The sequence below is a fragment of the Symplocastrum torsivum genome, from assembly GCF_059505465.1.
This window is the reverse complement of the sequence record NZ_JCACKQ010000032.1, coordinates 1-23,727: the sequence shown is the minus strand read 5'-3', so window position 1 is coordinate 23,727 and position 23,727 is coordinate 1. Positions and strand designations below refer to the sequence as shown.

Genomic DNA, 23,727 nt, shown 5'->3' with positions numbered 1-23,727 from the left:
GGCATTTACACTGTTTAGCTGAAGCGCTGCATCATTGATTTCGCCCGTTTTAGGTTAGCCATCTGCATCCTTCTTTCTCCCCGCCTTTTCGCTTCAGCGAGAATTGCCTGCCATGCCTCTGGGTCGTTTGAGTAGTGTTCAAATAACGCTTCAATCAACACTTCCCGGCTGAGTCCATTATCCTGACACACCTCACTGAGACGCTGACTTAAAGAGGCTTCTAGTCTCAAGGTACTTTGCTTAGTTAGAAGCTGTTCTGGTGGCTTTCCTGATATCTCGGCATCTTGGTTCCTTGATATCTCGGCATCTTGGTCTCTTGATATCTCGGCATCTTGGTTTCCTGATATCTCGGCATCCTGGTTTCTAGATGTCTTAGTGTCTTGGTATCTAGATGTCGAGATATCTTGACTAGGAGAAGACAAGGAGGCATCTCGACTCGGTACGTTGGGACGCTGTCGCTTCTTTAAACGTTCGAGGGCATCATTGCTCATGAGTCAAAGCCTGGATAATTTTCTCAAAGGGGTATTGCAAGTCTTGTTGTCCAATTTCGGATAGCAGTTGTCCATTGCGAATTGCTCGTTTAAACTGCTCTGACTCGCGGATGCTGGGCAACACGGGAATCTCTCCGGCAAACTCTTTGATGGCTTCAATGCTCTCCTTACTCTCAAGGGTTTGAGTTCGCCCAATCCATCGATCTCTAAAGGGGATGACTCCCAGTAAGGAGCCTGTAAATGCCATGACCTTGGCTTGCTCTTGCAGAAAGTCTAAAGTATCGATCAAAGAGTTGACTCCTTTGGTGCTAGCTTCTACTGGAATCAGAATGAAGTCAGCAGCTCCTACGGCTCCTAAGCAGATTTGGGAGCGAGAAGGTTGGACATCAATTAGGACATAATCAAACAGCTTTTGTACGGCTTGAAGTCGCAGTTTGAGGATGAATGCCCCAGCACCGCTGCTACTGAGGTAGTCCGAGACTTTAAATAAGCCTCGATCAGCAGGAATAAGGAGTAAGTTGTCATAGTTGGTGGGGTAGATGCCGTCTTCTGTATCAACCACTCCGGTGAGGACTTCAAGCAAGCTAGGCTGATTGGCGGCAACCTCGTGATTCAAGTAAAAAGTCAAGTTGGCTTGAGGGTCACCATCGATCGCTAATACTCGCTTCCCCGTTGCTGCCAGTAGCAGTGAAAGAAAGAAAATCACGGAGGTTTTTCCTTGCCCTCCAGAGAGGGAGACACAGGCACAAGTTCGCACGCTTGTCGTAAACCCAACTCGATACAGTACAGAGTACAGGTTGAGCTAGGTAAATGTCTAGATATCTAGCTATCTTTATTTATAGATATCTAGGTATCTTGAATTGTAGATATCTAGACTAAGGAGCGAGAGTAACGCTTGCGCCAAGGCTCACAATCAGTTGTTGGGGATTGGCGCAAAGCGCACGCCAACCGATTATTTCGGCAGTTGCTCGATTAGTTGCTGGATGTTGTACTCGATTTGTTGGAGTGCTGAATCGGGGAGAGTGTACTCGACATCATGAACTAGCCAGTATTCGATCGCATCTTTCCAGGTAGGGAAGCGCTCGACGATTAAAGGCAGGTGTTCTGACTCATCTACAGCAATAATCTTCGACGCTGCAACCAAATCGGCTTCAGTTAGGGAAAGAGGATAGCGCACATCGAGTGCCATGCTTACTCCGCGCTCGGTTAAACCCATGAGGGCGTGCTGGGAGATAGCTCCGACATTATTTACACCCCGTTCCAGCGCTAGTCCGCGAGAGGTAGCTATCCAATTTAACCCATGCTTGGGAGCCAATACATTGAATAAATGTTCGGCAAATCGGCTGCGGTAGTAATTGCCTGTGCAGAGAAACAGTAGCGTTTTCATCTGTCCTCACCGATTTGAAAAAGCTAATAACGCTAGCCATTGCTGCCCTTGAGTTTATCAGATAACTTAATCGAATCGACCGTGCAGCAACAGATTTAACCCTCAAGAGACTTGAGTTAACGCCCGTCGCGCTAACTTGGCATAGGTCTTTACCGTCTCATAGCGCATCTCCATGTCAGTGGCGATCGCCATCAATGATTCCCCCAACTCCCGGCGTGCTAAAATCGTTGCCCAGGTTTCGGCAATCTCAGTGGCGCGAGTGCCACCCGCACGCTTGCGTTGTGAGAGAAACTGCTCTTGTAGTTCAGCAATGCGTTGTGCTAATAGGCTCTGCTGCGATGGTACAGTCGGCGTTTCCTGGGTTAGCCATCCCGCCCTTGTTTGCCCCAAACCAAATGTCGTTTTGTGTCCCGTCGCACAGTAAGGGGCAAACTGTCCTAAGGCATAGAACAACTGCTCGAATTTGGGTTGAGAGGAGGCAGCCGACGTTAATCCCAACTCGATTGCGCCCGTGAACCCGGTTACCGAACCCTTCTTCCCGGCTGCGACTTTCACAGACTCCAAGCGGTGGCGGTGAATCAACACGCACTCCTCCACCCATTCTAAAAAGGCATCTTGGTCGAATTGCTGATTAGAAAAGTCATTCCAGCGGCGCAGGTAGCTGTGAAAGAGATTGTTGGGTACGGGCAGCGGAAAATGATTCCCTTTACGGCGAAAGCTGGTGGCACTGAGAAAGCTGAGTTTTAGGGTTGTCGATGGGGAATGAGCGTTTGAAAACAACTCATCATAAGTCGTTGGCGCTAAAGCAATCTCACAAGCATGAATGAGGAATGAGGCATCACGTAACTCAATAACCTCTGGCAGTGCCTGTACCCATTGGGCAAGCCACTGCACTACTGGCTTTGAGAGCGCACTCACGTACCAGAGGTAAGATGCGTCAACCTTGAGTTGGAGGTTTTTCCCCGCCGTGAGCAATTCGCCTTCTAGGCTAGAGATGGAAAACGGTTTCTCAGACTGACCATCATGGAGATAGGCAGATAGTTCGGGGTCAGTTTGACGTACCTGGTCTAAGAACCAAGCGTGCAATCCAACGGTGTACTGAGGATAGAGATAGTCCGCAGCGCGAGGGGTCAATTCAAAGACCAACCCTACCAGTTCTGTATCAGCCGACCAACTGAGGTCAGATGGGGCAGCATCTTTTTTTGTTCGTTTGGGTCGAGCCATTGTCCTGTTGATTGGACTTGGTGAGAATTTTAGCTAATTTCCATCCCCTGTGGGGGATTAATTAGCGACAATAGCTGTTCGACACGCTTACAAACAGACCTCAGTTGCTGGGCAGTTCGAGTTTGAGGACTTGACCAACAGATACGATACGAGTGTGGGTTTCCACGACGACAGCACCTTTATATCGAGGGTCGTAGCATCCAACCCAGGCGGCTGGGTGACATTCATGGACTAAATAGGCATACAACCAAATTGGGCTTTTGTCTTCAATGACGATTCCCTGACTGAAATCAATGTCAGATGGAAGCTTTAATCCCTTTAGGTCTTCTGGCTCAATAATGCCGTCATCGTTGGTAATCTGGACGCGGAGGTGTTGGTAGGGAAGGCTATCTTGAGTCTGATGGGAACGATGATTTAACTGAATAGCATTCATCTGGTTTGGCAAAAACTATCTGTAGTGGTTCCAAGTTTGTTGGATATGCTGAGCTATCTTTTCCCGTAAGTCCCAAGGCAACAGGATTTCTACTTCTGGACCTAAAGCCCGCAATCGCCTAAGTACGTGGTAGTCTGTAACGCGGTATTTAACTTCGTAGTAAGCATCGGTGGGGGAGCGAGACTGGAGAATTTCTAATAGAGATTGCCGATGTTCTGGGTTTTGGGTGTGCTGTTTGATGAGGCTGGCTGCTTGCTGGTAGTCAACGGGTTCAAAGGTGTGATGCAGGAAAGTTCCTCGGATATAGTGATCGTGAAATTTCTGGTTAAACCGCAGTAGCATCAGGGCTGATGGTTTGTAGAAGTCAAAACCCCAAGCTTGTTTTAGCTTCGTCTGAACTGTTTTTTTGGTTGGCAGTTGCCCGTCTTCGTATTTCTCCCGCAATAACTGAGGTACACGCGGGTCTTCCCAGTCCAATGATACTAGGCGTTTTGAGCAAATGCGATCGAGGCGATAATTGTGCCAGTTGATTTCATCATGGGGGCTGCTGCCATAGGCACACAGGTATTTTGCCCGTTCCATGTAATAGATGCAGACGGGATAGACAACGCACTCTTTGACCAAACCGAGATGAGCGCTGTGATAGGTCAAGAGCAGAGGCTGTATTTGTCCGGAGTCCCAAATTTCCTGCAATTCCCCTTGGAGCTGATCGACATCATCTTGCTTTTGAGTAGACTCTGGCACCAGGTAGTCAACATACAAAAAGACGCGACGAGTATCTTCGTGGGGGTGTTCAGAAATTTGTTCAGCTAATAGAGGTATATTGGGGTCGAGAAACCCAAGCATTTCCAGTGTTTCAGCTACATAAACTTGTTCTTTGGTTGTTAGGCTGCCTTCGGACTCAAGGTTTTCTAGTTTATGGGAAATGGGCAGTACTTCCACTCGACGGTAGTGCTTGCTCCTGCCAGTTTGGCTAGGTACTTGTTGGAGCCAGCCCCAACTAACAAGTAAATCGAGGTCACTTTGAAGGGATTTGCGGACTTGGGCAAATAACCGTTCTTGCAGGAAGTCCTTTAGGTCAGAGTCGGAGATAGGGATTTGTTTTTGCAAGGATTGTTGCCATTCATCCACAGGTATATCTAGCTCATGAAGCCATTGTCTAGTGGTTTTAGTGCAGGCGCAGTTGGGGTCTTGATGGCTGAAAACGTCTTCCCGCTTTTCATCCTGGTGAGTTTCGCTGAAGAAAGCCTGACGCCAATCGGCATAGGTGAAGCTGTCTGGCAGAGCTGTGTATCCTTTATCGCCGTAGAGCCAGCGTAGCAAAGCCCATAGTCTGACAGCGCGGGTGAGATGGTGATTTTGTTCTAAAAGTCCTTTGGCTAACTGTTGTAGGAGCTTGGGGTGCGGGGGATTGCGAAAGAGTACATCCGCCATCGGTTCGTGAATCTAAGGTGTGCCTTATAGCGTATCAAGCATCGGAAGGGGGTATTTCCGATGGTGTGCCATATTAGGGTGGGATTTGCAGGAGATGGATAAATTCACTGCTTGTAGCCAGAGGTGAGCGATCGCCTGAGCGATTGACAAAAGTCTTCAATCCCTGGACTGGTCAGACTTTAGGGAAAAATTAAAATGTTGACTTCACGCATTGGGACACTCCGCCAGAGAATTTGGGAACTCTAAAGAGGGGTTGATTGAATTTTGTCAGTTAAGGAGGAGCGATCGCACTCCTAAAGTTACGAGTGTCTCCCCAACTGTTCCATTGACTTAAACCTGTATCCAGTAGATTCAAAAGCACAAAATGACTACAGCCGAGCCTTATTACAAAGTTGACCATCTGTTTCTGCTTGTTGGTGAAAACCCTCTACCTAACTACATTGCAGCAAAAATGTTGCTGAAAAAGGGAGGCACCATTTATTTAGTTCATAGTACAGATACAGCTAGCAAAGCAGATTGTATTGGGAGAATGCTAGAGCCGATCAATGTCATACCTATTTCGCTAGGTAGAAATGAGGCTAATTCATGCTGCATTCGAGACAAAATCCAAAGTCCGATAAAAGAAGTCCTTAAGAAACATCCAGGTCATACTTTCGGCTTAAATTACACAGGTGGCACAAAGGCAATGTCAGTTCATGGCTATCGGGCCTTATTTGAAGTTTCAGGTGTCCAAAATCCTAGATTTAGTTATCTTGATGCTCGAAGTTTACAAATGCTCATAGATAGGGACAATGATTCTCCTAATCCAGAACCAGTCACCTTTAAACTTTTATTGCAAGAAATATTTGACCTACATGAATTACATCTAACGCAAGACCCTGTTACTTACCAAGAATTACTAGAAACCGCGCCAGAACTAGCAGAGCTTCATCCAGAGTTAGCAAAACTTCATACTGATATAAACTTAGCAATAGCTTGGCGTTGGTGGTGTGATAACATACTTAAACCTGCCGTAAAGGTACTGAAGAAAAAGCAGAACAAACCACTTGAGTGGGAATGGAAGTCAGACAAGAAGATAGAGCAAGCTACAGTTGCATTAACCCCTGACGTTGCCATCCGTAAGTTGGATGAATCTTTGCAGGAATACATCAAACAACCAGAAGATGGCAAACCTATTATAGAAGCTTTTAAGAAGCATAATTATAAGCTAGTTGAAGAGCTTGTTGAATTCTATAAGGCTTTGTGGATTCCGGAATATGTACCCCATATAGAGCGAATAATTAAGGTTTTACGAGACAAAGAGTATTTGGGTGAATCAGAAATAGAGGTATCACTCAAGCAGTTTGCTGAAAAGGGTAAATTTGATAAATCTAAATATGCTTGCCAGTGGCTTGACGGTCTTTGGCTTGAGCATTATGTATTGAGTCAAGTACAAGAAGTATCAAAAAAAAATCCTGGTTTGATACATGATAGCGGGATGACTTTTAAAGTAGAGGACGCGAAAAAAGAGAAATTTGAGTTTGATGTTGCCTTTACGAAAGATTATCAACTGTTTGCTTTATCTTGTACTACTGATGCCACTAAACCACTCTGTAAGTCAAAACTATTTGAAGCTTACATTAGAACACGTCAACTCGGTGGGGAGCAGGCTCGTGTAGCTTTAGTATGTTGTTACAATGATCCAAAGCAATTAGAAGCAGAATTAAAAGTTGAAACTGAAATTGAAAAAGAAGACCCCAAAATTGCAGTTTTTGGCTGCAAAGAGCTTGATAATCTTCAAGTTCATATTAAGGGATGGATTGAAGACAATAATCGTTACTACGCGCCATGAGTCAATACATAGTAACTGTCATCGATACAACGGGAATACAGCCTTATATATTTGGCAGCAATCGCCTTCGGGAAAACATAGGTGCATCATACCTAGTAGCTCAAGCAACCAATAATTGGGTTAAGCATGTTTTGCAGCAAAAGTTTGGAGAAAATGTGTATATTCCAAATTGTAATCAACTAGAGAAACGCATTGAAAACAATAATCTCGATGCTGAATTAATTTACACAGGAGGTGGTAATGCAGTTCGTCTTTTCAAAGATATAGATTGTGCCATCAGATTCACCAAAATACTAAGCAAAAAGGTATTGCGAGAAGCACCCGGTCTAAAAATTGTCGTCGCTCATAGTGAACCCTTTAAATGGGGAAATCAGCTCAGCAAAACGATTGACAGCGTAATCAAAAAACTGGAGCAAAAGAAACGCGAGTACAATCTTTCTGTACCGTTACTTGGCTTGGGAGTAACAGCTAGTTGTCTTTCGACTGGACTAGTGGCAGTGGATACGAGTGATCGCTACAGTGTTCCTAATACTTATCTAGTTTCCAGAGAAATCGTTGAAAAGCTCCGATCTGTTGACCCGAAACAGGGTGAACCAGCCAACAAACACCTCATAAAAACTATCTTTGCAGATTTAGATCTAGGAGATTACCAAGTTCCCTATGACGTTGATGATTTAGGTCGCAATGAAGGTAGCAGTAGCTATATGGCTATTGTTCATGCTGATGGCAATGGGATGGGCGATCGCTTCAAAGACTACGGCAATGAATCTAAATCGGATCGAGAGTATGTTATGCGTATGCGTGACCTCTCTGAGAAACTAAACCAAGCAGGAGTAAATGCTCTCAAAGTAGTTGCTAATAAAGTTATCCAGTTAGCAGACGGGAAATTGCAGGAACAGTTTGCAATTACAGAAAGAGACGGTGAAAAGTATATACCGTTTCGTCCAATCGTTTATGGTGGCGATGATGTCACTTTTGTCTGTGATGGACGTTTGGGATTAACTATCGCTGAACTCTACCTCAATGCATTTGAAGCTGAAAAGGAAAATATTCCAGATGGCAAAGGCTTGACGGCTTGTGCAGGAATTGCCATTGTCAAGACACACTATCCATTTGCCAGAGCTTATCAGTTAAGTGAGGCACTGTGCAGAAATGCTAAAAACTTTGTGCTTGATGAGAAGAAACGATTGAAAAGGTCAGATTTTTCTGCTATTGATTGGCACATTGCTGCTAGCGGTTTGTTAGGTTCAATTAGTGACATCCGTAAGCGAGAATATAAAGTCACTGAAGGTAATCTAACCATGCGACCTGTATATTTACACTCTGAGAGAGATTGGCGAAATTGGGCTGATTTTTCCAAAGTTGTTAGCGAATTTAATACTCATCCCAACTGGGAGGGTCGTCGTAATAAGGTTGTTGCTTTACGGGAACAGTTACGCCAAGGTTCAGAGAAGAGCCAGCAGTTTTTGCAAGTCTATGGTTTGCATAAGGATTATTTGCCGCGTTTTTCAGCAGCACGGACTGATGACCTTCATCAAAGTGGTTGGACTGACAATCCCAGAAAAAATGAGAGAATCTGCGCCTACTTTGATGCTATTGAAGCAATGGAGTTTCATGTCCCCCTAGAGGAGAAAAATGATGGAAATTTACCATCTGAAAATTAAACTCTTGAGTGATGCCACCTTTGGGCGTGGTGATGGAGTAGCAGGTTTAATTGACCAGGAAGTAGAACATGATTTTAATGGATTTCCCTATTTACGGGGACGCACTCTGAAAGGATTGTTGAGTGAGGAGTGCGATAATATAGTAGTCATACTACCTGAAGAGTGTCGCTTCCGTTGGCAAGAGACAGCTAATTATCTGTTTGGCATCCCTGGTAGCACCCTCGGAACTATCTCTAAAATCCACGTTGGAGATGCTTGCTTACCTGAAGCTTTACGAAAGGCAGTAGGACTACAACTTGACCAAGAAAAGACACGTCCTGAGCATCAGAGAAAGCTAACAGAATCAGACGTTCTCTTTTCCCTCACAACGATTCGTCGCCAAACGGCTATTGACCCCCAAAACGGCGCACCTTCTCCCCATAGCTTGCGTTCGAGTCGGGTTGTCTTGCGAGACTTGTGCTTCACTACCAAATTGCTGTTTGAAGAAACTCCAACAGCAGATATGCTGGCACTTCTAGCCGTTGGTACATTGGCACTGAGGCGGGTCGGGAGTGGACGAAACAGGGGGCGGGGTTATGTATGCAGCGCGCTGCATGACTCAACTGGTAAAGAAATTACTCAAGACAATCTCCGTTATTTTGAGCAGGAGACGAGGGGATGAAAGCTATCACGTTTTTATTGCATACTCAGCAGCCTCTCTTAGCAACTTCACTTCAGGGCGATCCGAACAGTGACGTATCTTATTCGTACATCCCCGGTAGCATGATTCGAGGGATGTTGATTGGTCGATATTTTCAGCACCACGGATTGCGAAGCACTGATGATATTTTGGATGGCTCAAAATTCCCAGATGTGAAGCGGTTGTTCTTTAATAGCAGTACCCGCTACTTAAATGCCTATCTGTATACTAATAATAGTAATAAAGAAAAAAAACGTACTCTACCTATACCGCTCTCTTGGTTTAGGAGGAAAGTTGATGATATTTCTAAATTAGAAGAGATAACTGTCTTTGATTTCAGCTATGAGCAACCCGAAGAAGATATTTCACCAAAGTCATTAGATGCAAACTTCTGTATTGTAGATGATAAAAAGGTAAAGCTTTGCAAAGAAAAACGACGAATCAATATTCATAACAAACGTGATCGCAAAAGAGGTAGAGGGATTGAAGGAAGCGGTGCTGTCTTTCGCTACGAGACTCTAGATGCAGGGCAAACATTTCAGGCTGTAATTCTATTCGATGAGGCTGACGATGTAGAGAAAATTAAGCCCTTACTAGAACCAAACGAACTATGGTTAGGGGGTTCTCAGAGTGCAGGTTACGGGCATATCAAGGTTGATCGGATAGAAGAATCTGAGGTTTGGCACGAACTGGGGATAGAGTTAGCTGACCCTGAAGAACGGTGCGATCGCGAGATTCTACGCATTACTCTCCTTAGTGACTTGATTCTACAAGATGAATGGGGTCAGTATGTAGTCATACCGCTAACGGATTCAGGCTCGAATGAAATATCTCAAGCAATTAATCCTTTAACTGAGTTACTTGAAAAATTATTAGACGTGAAGCTAGAGCCACAATCCAGCTATACCACGGGTCTAATTGTGGGGGGATTTAACCGAAAATGGGGATTGCCTTTACCTCAAGTGCCAGCTTTAGCAGCAGGTAGTGTTTTTGTATTCAATCATAACGGTCAGCTAAATCCTGACCGAATTCTTCACCTGGAAAATCAAGGGATTGGTGAAAGGCGGGTTGATGGTTTCGGACGAGTAGCGGTGAATTGGCTGGAAGATTATCCCAGATTTACTGCCAGCTTACTAGACTCAGAGACTGACTGGACTGAGCCACAGCTAGAACCCAACTCTGAAGATAGTCAAATAGCAAAACAGATGGCAAAGCGGTTGTTGGAGCAGAAGCTGGAGAGGCTACTTCTAGAGAAAGTTAATTCTACCCAGCTTAACCCCAACAAGATGACCAACAGCCAACTTTCTCGGCTGATGATTGTAGCAAGACAGGCTATTGCTGAGGAGAATCAAAATCCAGTACTTGAACTGCTCAACAATCTTCCCAAGAACGCTAACACTCAATTTGAAAATACAAAAGTCAATGGGAAAGCACTTAAAAAGCAGATTGGTGAATGGTTAGATAACCCAAGCAATTGGCTGGATTTACGGAATTTAGACGTTAGAGTTGCTAGCGAATCAGTACCACCCGAACAGGTCGATAGGTTGAAACTCGAATACACGCTACGCCTGATCATGGCAGTTGCAAAGCAAGCAACCAAGGAGAGCAAGAATGAATAGAGAACGTGAGGGGCGACTTATTATCAAGCGCATTATTGTGCGTGGTGTATTGGTTCTAAATACGCCCACTTGTTTGGGAAATGGTGATGCTGAAGGCCCAACTGACTTGATGCTGTTGCGTGACAGTATCAGTCCTAAAGCTTTATTGACAGGCTCATCCATTGCTGGAGCTTTGCGGAATTATTTACATGAGTATGAGCGTGACTACGGCAAAATTGAACGTCGTCAAGACATAGCGGCAAAATTGTTTGGCGACTTATTTGCCTATGAAGATGAGAAACATCTCGCAGAAAAACAGAAGTTAGACATAAAGAAGCAAGATACTCAAAGCCCTTTGATTATTAATGATGCTCTCAGCAGTGATATTCCTATAGTTGAGCTGCGAGATGGAGTCAAAATCGATAGTGCAACTGGTACAGCGGCTGACAAGGCAAAGTATGACCTGGAATTATTGACAGCAGGAACTCAGTTTCCACTTAGCTTTGAATTACTGATTGATAAGGAAAGCGATGAGAATCAGCTAAGAGAAGCACTAGCTCTAGCCTTAGAGGGGTTAAAGTCTAGTGAAATCAGCATCGGCATGAAAAAGCGGCGAGGTTTTGGTCGCTGTCATGTGGGCGAATGGCAAGTATGGGAATTTGATTTCAACAAACATAGCGATCGCCTTGCCTGGTTGACTTTCGATCGCTCTTGGTCAGAGTCATACGCCAAGCAACCCAACATCAGCGAATCCATTGCAGAAGCACTTGGAGTAACCATAAAGCAACAGGATAAACGCGATCGCTTCTCCATCCAAGCTACCTTTAAACTAGCAAGTCCCTTACTCATTCGCTCTGGTCAAGACTCCACTGGTTGCGCTCCCGATGTTGTGCATTTGCGATCGCATCGAGACGGTCAATTAGAACCTGTACTGTCTGGTACTAGCTTGGCAGGAGTTTTACGGCATCGAGCCGAGCGCATTGTCAACACTTTGGGGAAACATCAAGCAATTGTCAAGGATTTATTCGGCTTTGTGGAGGAAGACAGCAAACAAGCAAAAGCAAGTCGCCTAGTGGTACATGAAAGCGTCATCGAAAATACGGCTGACTTGGTGCAAAATCGAATCGCTATCGACCGCTTTACTGGTGGCGCGTACCACGGTGCATTGTTTAGCGAACAGCCGATATTTGGTAGTGATGAAACACGCCTAACTTTAGAACTAGAGTTGCGTCAGCCAAAGAAGGCTGAGATTGGTTTGCTACTCCTATTGCTCAAAGACTTGTGGACGAGTGATTTACCTGTAGGTGGTGAGAGCAGTATCGGACGAGGACGGTTGCAGGGAATCAAAGCAACGATAATTCGACAGATTCCAGGAGAAGCAGTACAAACCTGGACAATTTTTCAAGACGGGGAACGTCTCCAGGTGAGTGAAGCTGATGCTGATGCTGATGCTTTAGAAGCATTCGTGAGTGATTTCTCTGGAGAGGTGGCAGCATGAGCGAAGTGTTATGTCAGAAGCTTTCCGTTGATGGGATTGTAGACCAAGGGACACTTACTTCTTGGTTGGAGGAGCAAGCAAGAAATTGGAAACTCAACTATCTGCTAGCTCATGCTGAAGACGGCGTAATTTGGGGTCGCTTCGATAACTATCGTCTAACTACGGCTGAAAAGGTATTTCACCAGCCTGAGTTTAATTTTCCGACGCTACGAATACTCACTCTTCAGCAATGCCGTGTCTTTGGTCAAAACGGAGAGGTGTTGCTTTGGCGGACTGGTGAAACATGGCGATCGCGTCTAATTCAAGATAATCCAGAGGTAGACAAAATTCCAGAAAGACAAATTCTCTGGGGGACTCACGGAGAGAAGCGAGGTAACTTCACCTTACTTTGGGACGGTTCGCAGGGACTCAAGCACGCCGTGCCATTTACCGATATTGCATTGGACGAGCGTAATCGGCTGATTAACCGAGTGCGCTTGATGGTACATCACTTCATTGACTATGACGATTCAGGGGTAGCTCGTATTCACCTCAGCCGTATTGTAGACCTCACTACCGAAAAGGAATTAATCAATGCTCCCTAAACATCTTAAAGAAGTACCGGAAGACCGTAAAGCGATCGCACCCTACAATTTTGTGGAATTACCTGACAAAGTAGTTCCGGCAGAACCTTTACACAATTGCAATTGCTACAACCTGAACCGTCACACTGGCAAAATCAAATGTACATTGACCACTGAATCACCACTCTATACTCGTTGTGGGCTAACGCCAGATAATTTTACCGAGTTTGGTGACAAACCAAATGAAGAACTCGAACCAGAAGAACGCCTAAAACGAGCTGAATTTTTCAGCAATCCCGCCAATCATAAACTTACTATCCCTGGTAGTAGCTTACGCGGAATGCTGCGTACCTTAGTTGAAATTGTCAGCTTTGGCAAAATCGAGAGGGTATCTAACCAGCAACATTTTTTCTTCCGTGCCGTTGCAGCCAACCGGAAATCTGACTCCTTGGGCGAGGAATATAAAAGTCTTCTTAAAAAAGTAAAAGCGGGTTACTTGATTAAACAAAACGATGGTTGGTATATCCGTCCTGCTCAGGCTATTGATGGTTCTCCATTTATCTGGGTCAAAGAGCGAGATTTATCAAGGATTCGCCCTCTCGTCAAAATGAATCAATCGGGTTATCGTCCCCAGCATATAAATGTTAGCTTCGGAGAAACCGACCCAAAACCCCCTCGTCGATTTACCAGAACAGTTAGCACTAATCTCAGTTTGTATCCGCATCAAGGGGTGTTAGTTACTAGCGGCAATATGCTAGAAGCTTCAGATAATCCTGAGAACCTACACCGCAGAAACCACTGCATTGTTGCAACTATCGATGAAAGCGCGGCTTTACTGAAAATTAATGATGAAGCAATTCAACATTATTGCAGCGCACTTACTGATTTTCAGAAGCAGGAACCCTTTGACACAAAGATGGGAGCTTTGCAGGAAGAGGGACGCCCTATTTTCTATTGCGAACCTCAAGACGGTCAAATAGAGGTAACGCTGTTTGGTCACAGCCCAAACTTTCGTATTCCTTATTCTCCTAATCATGATGGGTGTGCTGCTTCAGCCGTTGATTTCATTCCAAAGGATTTGGGACAATCTGATACTGTTGATATTGCAGATGCTATCTTCGGCTTTGTCAGAAACGAAAAACGTGAAAAAGACCAAGCTCTTGCTGGACGAGTCTTTATCAGTGATGCTGTTTGTGAAAAAGCAGCTAGTGAGGATATCTGGTTCACTGGTAATCCGGAAAGAACAATTACACCACAGATTCTTTCTACACCTAAACCTACAACCTTTCAGCACTACTTAGTTCAGACTGACCCAGAAGCTAGAAAGAGCGAACTGAAACACTATGCCAATAAACCAGGAGAGGCAACAGTCATTAGAGGACATAAGCTCTACTGGCACAAGGGACGTTCACCTTCTATTGTTTGTGATAACTCGGAAGCTTCAGCAAGCCAAACAACTCAGATTAAGCCTATTAAAGCTGGAGTCTCTTTTACATTCACTATTGATTTTGAGAATCTGACTGATGTGGAGCTTGGTGCAGTCTTTTGGGTGCTGAATCATGCCAAGAAATACCAGGATGAAGAGTACCGTCTCTCGCTCGGTATGGGTAAACCACTGGGGATGGGAGCAGTCAAGATTACTCATCAGCTACATCTAAGCGATCGCAAACAGCGATACACAAAGCTATTTAAGGATAATAACTGGAACATTGGAGAAATATCCAATACCAGTGACACACATGAAAGATGTGTGAAAGCTTTTGAAAAGTATGTTCTTGACCATATCAGTGAAGCAGACCAGCCGAACACAGGTAAAGCCACAAACTTAGAAGAATTACCGCGTATCAAAATGCTCCTGGCAATGCTGAGTTGGCCCGGTTCATCAAATATTGAGCGTACAACGCGATACATGGAAATTGAGCGTAACCGAGAGCCACGTATTGGAACTGATGAAAACGAGTACAAAGAGCGTCGCGTCTTACCTAGTCCCTTGCAAGTGATGGAATGGGAAGATAATCGGAAGGTCAACAAATCTACTCCATCACCGCAGCCAGGTACAAATGTGGGTAAGCCTATTTTGAAAAAATCCATCCAGTCTAATCACCCAATACAAAAAGGAAAGCGAGAGGATAAGGGCGGTGGCAATTCAGTTTTTGTCAGACCTCCCAAACCACCAAAGCGTTAGTGTTCCTGAATTGCTAATTGTAGAAGTAGATGAGGGTTAACATATGGCTTTCAGTAGTTATAAGAGTATTGGTGCAGTTGTCAAAGAATTTCAGGTTAAATACACCGAAGCAGATTTCATCGGTGAAATAGAATTTAACATCCCCGACTACTTCCGAGAAGACTTACAAACTGTCATGCGGGAAGGAGTCGTTGATAACTCAGAATTCGCTATTTGTGAAAATTTAATTTATCCTGTCCTGAAAGAAGTCTGGAAGTGCTATCGCAGCAAGTTCCTATTGTGGAGTCACGAGTCACTCACCTATGATGAGAATCTTTCAGGCTTTCCCGAATATATCTTGGCGAAACGCTCTCCGTTGGGAAAGGTTGTCTTTGACAAGCCTTATTTACTTTTAGTGGAAGCCAAGCAAGATAAATTTGAAGAGGGTTGGGGTCAGTGCCTAGCCGAAATGATTGCCGCACAACGACTGAATGAAGACCCGCAAATGATGGTTTTTGGCATTGTTTCTAACGGAGCAATCTGGCAATTTGGCAAACTAGAAGCCGATACCTTTACCAAAAATATTACCCTCTACAGCATTCAGGAGCTAGATAAACTCTTTGCCGCTGTTAACTATATTTTCCGGCAGTGCGAATTGCAACTTGATGAGAAGGTAGCAGCTTAATTTTCAACCTTGAGGACATAGATATTACGCAAAATCCCCCTTGTCTCCCTGTTCTCCTTGTCCCCCTATTCCCTCGCCCACTCTCTCACAGCACGGCGGATTGCTCGTCTCCATTGAGGACGGTATTGTTCGATTAGTGCAGGAAGTTCTTGAACGGGAAGTGTAGGAAACACCAAACTGGTTTCTACTTCCATATATCCCTCATTCTGTAGCTGGTAAATTTTCAGTTCACCAGAGTCATAACACCAAATTTCTGGAACACCTAAACGAGCATAGATGGAAAAGCGACTTAGAGACTTGCTCGTCACATCAATTTCTAGCGCTAAGTCTGGAGGAGGGTCTTGATTGAGATCGTATTCTAACTTTCCCCGAATTCTTGGCTCATTTTGAAAATAAAAACAGTTATCCGGTTCTACCCCGGCTTTCTTGATTTCGCGCTTCCAAGTTGTTGACCCTAAACTTTCGTAGTCTTGGTCTAAAACTTCGGCAATATCTTTAATGGCATCCCCAAGCGCTTCTTTGTAATATTCATGTTCGGGTAAAGGGGTCATAATTTCTAACGTTCCATCATCATAGGCAAATCTAGCAGCACGGCTTTCGCCTAAATCAACTAGTAAATTTTCAAATTGTTGCCAACTAATGTTGTGCAAAACAACTCGGTCAGCGCGACGTTGAGTAAGCAACATAATTTTTCTAGAACACAAAAGAAAGCTAATTTTATTGTATCCATGACCATTGACCAATACTTTCAAACCCTAACGGGATTCCCCCCACGCCAATTCCAGCAAGAAGCGATCGCACATCTCCTCAACCGCCAAGATGTCCTCCTCCGCGCCCCCACAGGGTCAGGCAAAACCGAAACCGCGATCGCACCTTTCCTCTTCGCCAAAACCCTACAGTGCAACTTCCCCAACAAGCTGATTTACGTCGTCCCCTTGAGAACCCTCGCCAACAGCTTGCGGCAACGGGCAGAAACCTTAGCAAGAACCTGGGAAACCTTTACCCCTTCCTCTCGCCCTCTGGTGGTGACGCTGCAAACCGGAGAGAACCCAGAAGACCCCCGATTTGAAGGTGATATCGTATTCTGCACCATCGACCAGATGTTAAGCAGCTTTCTGAATATCCCCTATTCAGTCGGTCGCGGTTCTGCCAATGTCAACGCCGGGGCAATTTTTGCCTCCTATCTCGTCTTTGACGAACTGCACTTACTCGACCCAGACCGTTCCTTTGCTACTGTCCTCAAAGTGCTGGAACAAGTCAAAGGCATTTCACCGTTTCTGCTGATGACCGCCACATTAACAGATGAACTTGCTGCCCAGATTAAACAATTAACTGATGGTTCATAGTTCATGGTTCATGGGCAATGAGCGATGCACAATCAACAATGAATTTGCATTATGGAAATTATTCGGGTTGAAGACACCGATTTACAAGACATTGAAGGAAACCGTTGTCGGACGTTTCGAGCAATATCTGAACCTTTGACGGCTGAAGTTCTCGTCAATGATATTGAACACTATCAACGTAAGCGTGTCATTATCATCTGCAATACGGTTTCTCAATCTCAGGGATTGTTTAGAGATTTAGACGAACTGAACTCTGATGGCGAGTTAATTGTTACCCTGCTGCACTCCCGATTTTTACCTGAACATAGAGCCGAAAAAGAAGCTTATTTGAAGGAGATATTTGCTCAAGATTGGCAACAGCAAGAGGATAACACTTGTCATGTTCTGATTTCTACGCAGGTGATTGAAGCGGGATTAAATATTACCTGCGAAGTGATGCATACGCATCTATGTCCAATGAATTCCCTGCTGCAACGAGCGGGACGCTGTGCTAGATTTGGGGGCGAACAGGGTGAAGTTTACATCTATCGCTCGTTTCAGGTTAACCCAGTCAATGCTGAATTGACTGAATCTGATTGGGAGGATACACCGGAAGAACCAACCCAAAAGAAGCAAAATTTCCTGCCCTATACCAACGAAATTTGTGAATTAACTTGGGCAGTTTTACAAGAGCATACGGCATCCGAGCAAGTTAATGAAAATGTTGGCTTTCGGATAGAAGAACAGTGGATTAACACGATTCACACAGAAGAAACGCTGCTGCAACACGAGCGTCGGGCAAATAATCAGATGAACTTTGAGCAGCAGTTTAATGCGGCTTTTTTCCAAGGGGAGCAGTCAGTAGCTAATGAGTTAATTCGGTTAGTCGATGCACGAAGCGTGTTTATCTGGGAAGAACCTATCTTCTTGGATGATGAGCCAATTGACCCCAAGAAGTTATTAGCCTTCTCCCTCCCGATTTCTACCCTATGTAAAGTTTGGCAAGATGTCAAAAATCTCGGTTACAAAATTGATTGGATGTTTAAGCGAATTGAAAACCCAAAAGATAAATACATAGAAACATACAGTCAGCCAAATGGCATTCCAATTACCTCTCGCGAATCTCTAATTGCTAGCGTCAGGATTTTGGTCAATCCGCGCTACGTCTATTACGATGACCAAATTGGTTTATTAATTGGTCCCGATGTTGTGGGCAATCACTTCGTTTCACCCAATAAGCCTCAGCGGACTCATCAAAGTGAGTACAGCTATCGCATGGATAACTATGTGGGACACCTAGTTTTGATGTGGAAGTGCTGGCGCGAGGCATTTCCCACGACGCTGAAGCGAAATGGTGAATGGGTCGAGACTGAGATGAGTAGCGTGCGGGATGAACTCTTGCAAGCGGGTGGGCGGTTTATCCGAACTAAAATTTTTCCCGATGCAGCGGAGAATGAGGCTGAGGCTCTATTTGAGTATTTGGTGTTTTTTGCGGTTTTGACCCATGATTTGGGTAAGCTTCAGGTGAAGTGGCAAAATGTGATGCGTGGGTGGCAGGCGATCGCACACTCCTCATTTAAGGGCACAAATCCCCATTCGCATCTCTTGGCACATACAGACTACAACCCAGAAGACAAGGAACAACGAAACAGACTCAAGGCATACGAGAAGAAACATAAGCGCCCCAACCATGCTGTAGAAAGTGCCTTCCTGTCGCGGGAGATTCTGAAAAACTCTCTGTTACCCTTGCTGCGCGACGGCTTTAACGCTGACTCTGAGCAAATTAGCTGCATTCTCCATGCTGTAATTATGGCGGCAGGTCGTCACCACTCGGCTTGGGCGGGTGGATGGAAAATGGGGGATGTGGCGAAGCTGGGGAAGATTCAATTGCATCCAGGGGCGAACAATGCGATCGCTTCTAGTTGGCGCAGCATTGCTCGGTTTTTGCCTGAGACTTTACCGCTACAACCTGCCAATTTGAGTCGGGAAGTCTACGCTGTCACTAAGGAATTTGACTTGAATCGATTTGATACGGCTCAAATTGAGTACCTGCAATTGTACTCGCTGGTAGTTAGAGCGTTGCGTTTGTGCGATCAGCGATCGGTTCAATTGCCTCCAGTTAAAGAACCATCGAAGCAAAGTCTTAATCGTTGACCTGACGAGTTGAGTTTTTCAAGTTACTGGCTTAGAGTTGGGAAGCTAAACTTTCGCAATACAAGACCAAGTCTGATGAACAAGCACCCAATCTTGCTGTATTTCGGTGATGGGAAGGGCAGAGCCGAGCTTGTTCGTCTCATCTTCATCTATGGCGGCGTCCCATTTGAAGATAGAAGAATTTCCTTCCAGGAATATGTACAGATGCGGGATAATAGAGAATTGCCATTTGGTCAGCTCCCTATTCTCGAAGTTGGTGGAACCCTGATCAGCCAATCCTGCGCGATCGCTCGGTATGCGGCAAAAGAAGCCGGATTGTACCCTTGCGACAGCGTACAGGCAGCTTTATCAGATATGGTGGTTGATGCATGGAGAGATCTGCTAGACCTTCTGTACGGGTGTTATGTTGACCGGGTTGTGGAAAAGGGTCGGCTGATCATGAAAATGAGGGATGCAGCGGTGAGGGCGGAGCGATTGGATGAGTACTTTGCCGTGATTGTACCCATGCACTTGAGAAGATTTGAGCTTCTAATTACACAAAATCAAGACTCTCCATTCCTTGTGGGACAAGAGCTGACATGGGCAGAGCTTGCGGTGTTTGACATTCTTTCCACATTAGATGAAGCGGCTTCCCTCTGGACAACCCCATCTACATTCTTCTACATCCCGGAGCCAGCAGGACCTTATCGGCTCCCCAAAGAACTGCTCAAGCCATATCCAAAGCTTGAGGCGTTGAAAAAGACAGTGAGCGAGACACCAAAGATTGCAGCTTGGCTCCAGGCTCATCCCTATTAAAGCCCTATTGGGCTAGAACCGAAATACTACTTTCTTGATTTGTCTTATTCAGCGCTGCTGTTACTTAAAAAGAACAGCCGAATCGCTCAATTGTTCTAGTGCCAATGTCTTATCATCCGAATGAATCTCAATTTCATCAGGTCGAACGATAAGTCTTAGGGTGCCTTTTTCTGTGACAATCGAGTATTCTCCTACTGAAAGGGTTTGAGTATTTTGAGAACTGCTAGTTTCCCACTTCTTATTGGCGGCTTTTATGCGCTCTTTATAAGGGTGAAGTCGTTGGCTTAATTTAGTTCTCGTCATGGGGCAGGTTCCTCCAGTCGCTGTTCTAGTTGACTTAGCCGTCTTTCCAATTCGCTAATACGTTCTATATTGATCGCTATTTGTTCGTAGGCTGCCTCTAGCTCATCGGTAAGCTGTTCTATTTGCTGTTTTAACTCTTCTGTATTTTCATCCGTCATTCATTATTGGTCATTGTTCACTGGTTGGTGGTTAGTGTAACAGTTGTTCAGGTGAGCTTTAAAGCTATGTGTTCAGTCCCCTTGCGGGGATTAGGTTCGTGGAAAGTCTACTCTCACCACAATTAGAATCAGGGCAAATGACCGCTAGTTTCAGTCCCCTTACGGGGATTAAGTTCGTGGAAAGCCGCCCTTGAACTGTACCTCGTCTCCCGGTGTGAACTGTTTCAGTCCCCTTACGGGGATTAAGTTCGTGGAAAGCTCAGAAAACAGCTTCCTGGCGAAAATGGGCTAACGTTTCAGTCCCCTTACGGGGATTAAGTTCGTGGAAAGTTCCACGAACAGTTACCTACAGTTGGATAACTAATGTTTCAGTCCCCTTACGGGGATTAAGTTCGTGGAAAGCTTCCTAGATGCACGGGTCAATGAAGTGGATATTCGCGTTTCAGTCCCCTTACGGGGATTAAGTTCGTGGAAAGGTTGTCCGCTGTCGTCACGCTGCCATTCTGAGATATCGTTTCAGTCCCCTTACGGGGATTAAGTTCGTGGAAAGTCTTAGAAATGATAAAGATTATATAGTTGCTCTTAAGTTTCAGTCCCCTTACGGGGATTAAGTTCGTGGAAAGCTGGAGACCTTTCTCGAACGCCTGTTGCTGCGTATCCCTAGTTTCAGTCCCCTTACGGGGATTAAGTTCGTGGAAAGTCCCAAGCGTAGGCGTGATATTGCCTGATCTGAAAGTTTCAGTCCCCTTACGGGGATTAAGTTCGTGGAAAGCAATTGGAAACGCGATCGCTCCTCCTAGTCCAAGCAAGTTTCAGTCCCCTTACGGGGATTAAGTTCGTGGAAAGATTATAGGTGGCATTCAGAAGACTAAGGATTTTAGTTTCAGTCCCCTTACGGGGATTAAGTTCGTGGAAAGTCGGGAGGCGCTGGGGAACTTTGCTCCCTCCCGTATCAGGTTTCAGTCCCCTTACGGGGATTAAGTTCGTGGAAAGTGAAGCCTCAGACTTCTCTGAAGTTATTGCAGCGTTTCAGTCCCCTTACGGGGATTAAGTTCGTGGAAAGGACCGCGACCAACGAGAACGTACAAATTCATGTCTCGTTTCAGTCCCCTTACGGGGATTAAGTTCGTGGAAAGCAGGGCGACAAGGTCAAACGAGCAAAACCACTAGCGTTTCAGTCCCCTTACGGGGATTAAGTTCGTGGAAAGCCATGAACCCATCCTGGGCAGGACATTCCCAAACGAGTTTCAGTCCCCTTACGGGGATTAAGTTCGTGGAAAGTTACAGAAATGCGGCAGTAGAAGATGAGCAAACTGAAGAGTTTCAGTCCCCTTACGGGGATTAAGTTCGTGGAAAGACCCTTGTTGCAGGGCACAGCAATCCTTTTGAAACTTGTTTCAGTCCCCTTACGGGGATTAAGTTCGTGGAAAGGCCGCGTCTCCTGTTACTGCATCAGGCATTTTTTGTTTCAGTCCCCTTACGGGGATTAAGTTCGTGGAAAGGATAATCTCAGCAATCAAAATCAAAGGAACTCTAAGTTTCAGTCCCCTTACGGGGATTAAGTTCGTGGAAAGAAGGGGAACCATCCAACTCTGGTGAGTATGCGATCGGTTTCAGTCCCCTTACGGGGATTAAGTTCGTGGAAAGTTGCGCCGCTTTAGCTCTAAAGCCTCCTCTTCAAAGTTTCAGTCCCCTTACGGGGATTAAGTTCGTGGAAAGCCGAAGAATCTGGAATAACTGGAGATGAATTAGTTAAAGGTTTCAGTCCCCTTACGGGGATTAAGTTCGTGGAAAGTTCAGACCTGATCAACCCAGTAGTTGATGACATAATAGCGTTTCAGTCCCCTTACGGGGATTAAGTTCGTGGAAAGCAATCTGTGCAACCTCTAGAGGGGGGTAGTACTCGAAAAGTTTCAGTCCCCTTACGGGGATTAAGTTCGTGGAAAGCAATTCTTTTGCCCACTGTTTAACATCAAGTTCTCCTGTTTCAGTCCCCTTACGGGGATTAAGTTCGTGGAAAGCTTTAACCTGATTAATTTTGGTTTTAGTTACCCTACGTTTCAGTCCCCTTACGGGGATTAAGTTCGTGGAAAGAGTTCGAGCGCAGAACGGGTTAGGCGTTATGAAAGGTTTCAGTCCCCTTACGGGGATTAAGTTCGTGGAAAGGTTGCTCCAATTCGTCGAGACTTTTCCCAAACGAGGTTTCAGTCCCCTTACGGGGATTAAGTTCGTGGAAAGCTAACAGACGGTAGCACTAACTTGACAGTTGCAGATAACGTGTTTCAGTCCCCTTACGGGGATTAAGTTCGTGGAAAGCAGGAAAAATTGACGGGCAATCAGTAGTCCTACAGGGGTTTCAGTCCCCTTACGGGGATTAAGTTCGTGGAAAGCATCATGAGAGGCATGGATGGCCTGTGGCATTGACGTTTCAGTCCCCTTACGGGGATTAAGTTCGTGGAAAGGATACAGAGCTAAGCCTGATTGTAGATACGTTTATCGCGTTTCAGTCCCCTTACGGGGATTAAGTTCGTGGAAAGCAAACTGAACCGTTCAAATCGGCGCATTCAGAAAGATGCTGGTTTCAGTCCCCTTACGGGGATTAAGTTCGTGGAAAGCACCACTGCCCCCGAAATATCTCCCCCAAACTGCCACCCCATGTTTCAGTCCCCTTACGGGGATTAAGTTCGTGGAAAGCGTCCACTTACAAATAATGACCTCCTGCACCTATAAGCCTGTTTCAGTCCCCTTACGGGGATTAAGTTCGTGGAAAGTCGCGATCGCGTTTTGTTGCTCTTCTAACTACAAGTTTCAGTCCCCTTACGGGGATTAAGTTCGTGGAAAGGCCTCGATAGGCAATTCGGAACACTCCATTGATGGTTTCAGTCCCCTTACGGGGATTAAGTTCGTGGAAAGAACTGGCTTAACGAAGGTCAACCACAGTCCACATACGTTTCAGTCCCCTTACGGGGATTAAGTTCGTGGAAAGGCGCCTATAGAATTTGTTAGTGAAGCAAAAGAGTTGTTTCAGTCCCCTTACGGGGATTAAGTTCGTGGAAAGAGCTGTTACTGCTGTTTGTATTGCCTGATTATGCATGAGTGTTTCAGTCCCCTTACGGGGATTAAGTTCGTGGAAAGCAGCTTCTTATACTGTGCCGTTATTAACTCATAATATAAAGTTTCAGTCCCCTTACGGGGATTAAGTTCGTGGAAAGTTCTCCAGGTACAGAGCCAGGATTGGTGTTAGGTATGTTTCAGTCCCCTTACGGGGATTAAGTTCGTGGAAAGTCCGCCGTCTGAAACTTATACAGCGGGAGGATTCTACAGAGGCTTTTCGTAAGTCT

The 23,727-nt window shown here is 45.2% G+C and carries 20 protein-coding genes and 1 CRISPR repeat array; of the genes, 11 read left to right on the top strand and 9 right to left on the bottom strand.

Annotated elements, in window-relative coordinates:
• Positions 1–14: 14 nt before the first annotated feature.
• The 6 genes from AC5JL3_RS10685 to AC5JL3_RS10660 form a co-directional block, all read right to left on the bottom strand.
• On the bottom strand, positions 15–491 hold the full coding sequence (locus AC5JL3_RS10685; RefSeq protein ID WP_496074473.1) for a carboxysome distribution maintenance protein McdB: 477 nt from the start codon (positions 489–491) through the stop codon (positions 15–17).
• Positions 481–1,248, bottom strand: a complete 768-nt coding sequence (locus tag AC5JL3_RS10680; RefSeq protein ID WP_496074472.1) for a ParA family protein — start codon at positions 1,246–1,248, stop codon at positions 481–483. Before AC5JL3_RS10680 ends, AC5JL3_RS10685 begins: the two co-directional genes overlap by 11 nt.
• Positions 1,249–1,443: 195 nt before the next feature.
• On the bottom strand, positions 1,444–1,878 hold the full coding sequence (locus tag AC5JL3_RS10675) for an arsenate-mycothiol transferase ArsC (RefSeq protein ID WP_496074471.1): 435 nt from the start codon (positions 1,876–1,878) through the stop codon (positions 1,444–1,446).
• 102 nt (positions 1,879–1,980) lie between these two features.
• Positions 1,981–3,102 (bottom strand): CRISPR-associated endoribonuclease Cas6, encoded by a 1,122-nt coding sequence (gene cas6 / locus AC5JL3_RS10670; RefSeq protein WP_496074470.1) that lies wholly within the window; start codon positions 3,100–3,102, stop codon positions 1,981–1,983.
• 100 nt (positions 3,103–3,202) lie between these two features.
• Complete coding sequence (gene crn3 / locus AC5JL3_RS10665) at positions 3,203–3,535, bottom strand: CRISPR-associated ring nuclease Crn3/Csx3 (RefSeq protein WP_496074469.1); 333 nt, start codon at positions 3,533–3,535, stop codon at positions 3,203–3,205.
• A 15-nt stretch (positions 3,536–3,550) separates the two neighbouring features.
• A complete protein-coding gene (locus AC5JL3_RS10660; RefSeq protein WP_496074468.1) occupies positions 3,551–4,969 on the bottom strand; it encodes a TIGR03985 family CRISPR-associated protein in 1,419 nt (472 codons plus the stop codon).
• A gap of 364 nt (positions 4,970–5,333) precedes the next feature.
• On the opposite strand from AC5JL3_RS10660, the gene AC5JL3_RS10655 reads away from it, so the two are divergent.
• The 8 genes from AC5JL3_RS10655 to AC5JL3_RS10620 are packed head-to-tail and all read left to right on the top strand — an operon-like array spanning position 5,334 to position 15,651.
• Complete coding sequence (locus AC5JL3_RS10655) at positions 5,334–6,800, top strand: Card1-like endonuclease domain-containing protein (protein ID WP_496074467.1); 1,467 nt, start codon at positions 5,334–5,336, stop codon at positions 6,798–6,800.
• The gene (locus AC5JL3_RS10650; RefSeq protein WP_496074466.1) at positions 6,797–8,464 is read left to right on the top strand and encodes a Cas10/Cmr2 second palm domain-containing protein; all 1,668 of its coding nucleotides are present in this window, start codon (positions 6,797–6,799) and stop codon (positions 8,462–8,464) included. The genes AC5JL3_RS10655 and AC5JL3_RS10650 overlap by 4 nt, the downstream gene beginning before the upstream one ends.
• A complete protein-coding gene (locus tag AC5JL3_RS10645; protein ID WP_496074465.1) occupies positions 8,436–9,125 on the top strand; it encodes an RAMP superfamily CRISPR-associated protein in 690 nt (229 codons plus the stop codon). The genes AC5JL3_RS10650 and AC5JL3_RS10645 overlap by 29 nt, the downstream gene beginning before the upstream one ends.
• Positions 9,122–10,762 carry an RAMP superfamily CRISPR-associated protein gene (locus AC5JL3_RS10640; RefSeq protein ID WP_496074464.1) on the top strand — a complete coding sequence of 547 codons (1,641 nt, stop codon included), beginning with the start codon at positions 9,122–9,124 and terminating at the stop codon, positions 10,760–10,762. Before AC5JL3_RS10645 ends, AC5JL3_RS10640 begins: the two co-directional genes overlap by 4 nt.
• Positions 10,755–12,239 carry an RAMP superfamily CRISPR-associated protein gene (locus AC5JL3_RS10635; protein ID WP_496074463.1) on the top strand — a complete coding sequence of 495 codons (1,485 nt, stop codon included), beginning with the start codon at positions 10,755–10,757 and terminating at the stop codon, positions 12,237–12,239. Before AC5JL3_RS10640 ends, AC5JL3_RS10635 begins: the two co-directional genes overlap by 8 nt.
• On the top strand, positions 12,236–12,823 hold the full coding sequence (csx19, locus tag AC5JL3_RS10630; RefSeq protein ID WP_496074462.1) for a type III-D CRISPR-associated protein Csx19: 588 nt from the start codon (positions 12,236–12,238) through the stop codon (positions 12,821–12,823). The genes AC5JL3_RS10635 and csx19 overlap by 4 nt, the downstream gene beginning before the upstream one ends.
• Positions 12,813–14,987 (top strand): TIGR03986 family type III CRISPR-associated RAMP protein, encoded by a 2,175-nt coding sequence (locus tag AC5JL3_RS10625; protein WP_496074461.1) that lies wholly within the window; start codon positions 12,813–12,815, stop codon positions 14,985–14,987. The genes csx19 and AC5JL3_RS10625 overlap by 11 nt, the downstream gene beginning before the upstream one ends.
• Before the next feature lie 43 nt (positions 14,988–15,030).
• Positions 15,031–15,651: a hypothetical protein gene (locus AC5JL3_RS10620; RefSeq protein ID WP_496074460.1), complete on the top strand. Its 621-nt coding sequence runs from the start codon at positions 15,031–15,033 to the stop codon at positions 15,649–15,651.
• Positions 15,652–15,716: 65 nt separating this feature from the next.
• Here AC5JL3_RS10620 and AC5JL3_RS10615 read toward each other — a convergent pair whose 3' ends face one another.
• The gene (locus AC5JL3_RS10615) at positions 15,717–16,337 is read right to left on the bottom strand and encodes a Uma2 family endonuclease (protein ID WP_496074459.1); all 621 of its coding nucleotides are present in this window, start codon (positions 16,335–16,337) and stop codon (positions 15,717–15,719) included.
• 42 nt (positions 16,338–16,379) lie between these two features.
• Here AC5JL3_RS10615 and AC5JL3_RS10610 point away from each other — a divergent pair, with 42 nt between their 5' ends.
• The 3 genes from AC5JL3_RS10610 (at position 16,380) to AC5JL3_RS10600 (ending at position 19,925) form a co-directional block, all read left to right on the top strand.
• A complete protein-coding gene (locus AC5JL3_RS10610) occupies positions 16,380–16,997 on the top strand; it encodes a DEAD/DEAH box helicase family protein (RefSeq protein WP_496074458.1) in 618 nt (205 codons plus the stop codon).
• Between the two features lie 51 nt (positions 16,998–17,048).
• Entirely contained in the window at positions 17,049–19,130 is a 2,082-nt protein-coding gene (cas3, locus tag AC5JL3_RS10605; protein WP_496074457.1) for a CRISPR-associated helicase Cas3', read from the top strand.
• 75 nt (positions 19,131–19,205) lie between these two features.
• Positions 19,206–19,925, top strand: coding sequence for a glutathione S-transferase (locus AC5JL3_RS10600; RefSeq protein ID WP_496074456.1), 720 nt, complete (start codon positions 19,206–19,208; stop codon positions 19,923–19,925).
• Between the two features lie 60 nt (positions 19,926–19,985).
• On the opposite strand, the gene AC5JL3_RS10595 is transcribed toward AC5JL3_RS10600, so the two are convergent.
• The gene (locus AC5JL3_RS10595; RefSeq protein WP_496074455.1) at positions 19,986–20,228 is read right to left on the bottom strand and encodes a hypothetical protein; all 243 of its coding nucleotides are present in this window, start codon (positions 20,226–20,228) and stop codon (positions 19,986–19,988) included.
• The gene (locus tag AC5JL3_RS10590; protein WP_496074454.1) at positions 20,225–20,386 is read right to left on the bottom strand and encodes a hypothetical protein; all 162 of its coding nucleotides are present in this window, start codon (positions 20,384–20,386) and stop codon (positions 20,225–20,227) included. The genes AC5JL3_RS10595 and AC5JL3_RS10590 overlap by 4 nt, the downstream gene beginning before the upstream one ends.
• A 69-nt stretch (positions 20,387–20,455) precedes the next feature.
• Positions 20,456–23,671: direct repeats of the CRISPR family, unit length 37 nt; unit sequence GTTTCAGTCCCCTTACGGGGATTAAGTTCGTGGAAAG.
• Positions 23,672–23,727: the final 56 nt, after the last annotated feature.